The organism is Coprococcus sp. AF51-11b1 (genome assembly GCF_027682785.1).
GTDB classification, from domain to species: Bacteria; Bacillota; Clostridia; order Lachnospirales; family Lachnospiraceae; genus Allocoprococcus; species Allocoprococcus comes.
Map to the genome: position 1 here is coordinate 1 of NZ_JAQCZB010000036.1, position 1638 is coordinate 1638.

Annotated in this window: 2 protein-coding genes; both read right to left on the reverse strand. The window is 44.4% G+C overall.

Features of this window, described 5'->3' with window-relative positions:
• A partial coding sequence (locus tag PGY05_RS16445; RefSeq protein WP_270476354.1) for a conjugal transfer protein occupies positions 1-713 on the reverse strand: 713 nt, incomplete at its 3' end.
• Between the two features lie 16 nt (positions 714-729).
• The coding region (locus PGY05_RS16450) for a C40 family peptidase (RefSeq protein ID WP_270476355.1) at positions 730-1638 on the reverse strand (909 nt) is incomplete at its 5' end.

The following is a 1638-nucleotide window of genomic DNA, read 5'->3' on the forward strand; positions in this document are numbered from 1 at the left end:
TAGTAAGCAAGCTCTTTTTCCGTCGCTGTTGGGTACAGCTTAAAGAATGTTTCCAGAAAAGCGGTAGCGTCATTTACCGTATCAGCGTCCACGCTTGCGTCTGCTTCTGGTGTCTTAGGCTCATAGTCTGATTTTTCAACTGCTGGTGCAAGGGTAGGGTTTTGAACGATTACCATATCCCCGTCTGCGTCCACATAGACTTTTACAGTATAGGTTGCTTTCACATTGCTTGTCTGTTCTCCCTCTTTTATCTGCTGATCTACTTCGTAGGTAGCAGAAAAAGTGTCCGCTCCCGATTGCTCGATATGCCATACAATCACATCTGTAACCGTGGAGCTGGTCGGTATATCGGTTCTAATGGTGTCTACATTTAAGTCCTGCAATTCCTTTGTCAGATAACCGCTGATTGCCTGCGTCCTTGCTTCGATAGCTTCTTTGCTGTTATCCCATGTGTAATAGGACTTCGCAAAGTTTTTCACGAAATTTTCTATCCCGTTGGTGTCCTGCAAGCAAAGTTCAATGATTTCTTTTTCATGGGTGGTGTGCTGGTCGATAGCCGTAAAATTCTTATACACCCCAAAGCTCACGCTTGCGACAAGCACCACCCACAACGCAATCACGGTTTTCTTATGTGTGCCTACCTTGACAGTACGCACCTTTTTTTCTTTTGGTTCTTTGATAGTTTCTGTCTGTTTCTTATTCTTCTTAAACATATTTTTCAAGTCCTTTCTATTGTTTTACTCGTCCTGCACCGATTAAGTGCTGTTGCCAGTAACTACTACTTAGGTCTGCATATCCTATCGGGTCGCCTGCGTGGTACATCTGTGTCGGCGAAACAAGAATACCGACGTGTGTTACATACGAACCAGCGTTATAGGTGGAATGGAAAAACACCAAATCGCCTGCTTTTGCCTGCGAGAGTGGCAGATGTTGGGTTGCGTCATACTGTGCTTGTGCTGTTCTCGGTAAGGAGATACCAGCTTTTCCATAGCACCATTGCGTCAATCCCGAACAATCAAAGGAAGTATTCGGGTTACTGCCACCATACACATACTTCCAGCCTTGATATTTCAACGCTTCATTCATTACCTTTTGTGCCAGTTCTCCCGATACCTGCGGAACTGCTAAATACTGATTGACTACTTCCACATAGAACATATTTCCATAGCCATACCGCCAGCCCCCATTCTTAGCAACGGCTATCGGGTTGGTGTAGGTTACTTTCTTTCCACCCGATTTCTCACGGGCGAAGCTCTCTGCAAGATTAAAAGTGTGTTTTTTTCCTTTTCCTGCCACATATCCCACATAGCCACCGCCATAGTTATAAGACTGTATCGCTACATTCAAGTCGTCGATACCTTGATTTTTGCAGGAAGAAAGCAGGGACGCAAAATACTTACACCCCTGCTTGATTGAGCTTTCCGTATCTAAGGAATTAGGCGGTAAACCAAGACTTTCCGAACTCTGCATAACATCTTCTGCCGTACCGCCACTTTCTACTTGAATGATAGCAAGTAACACATTGACATACTCGGAGATACCGTTTTCTCTGGCGTATTTTTCTACCATAGGCTGATGTTTCAAGACTTCTGCGGATAGGTTCATACCCGTAATGCCAGAAGAAAAATTGCTGTTCTC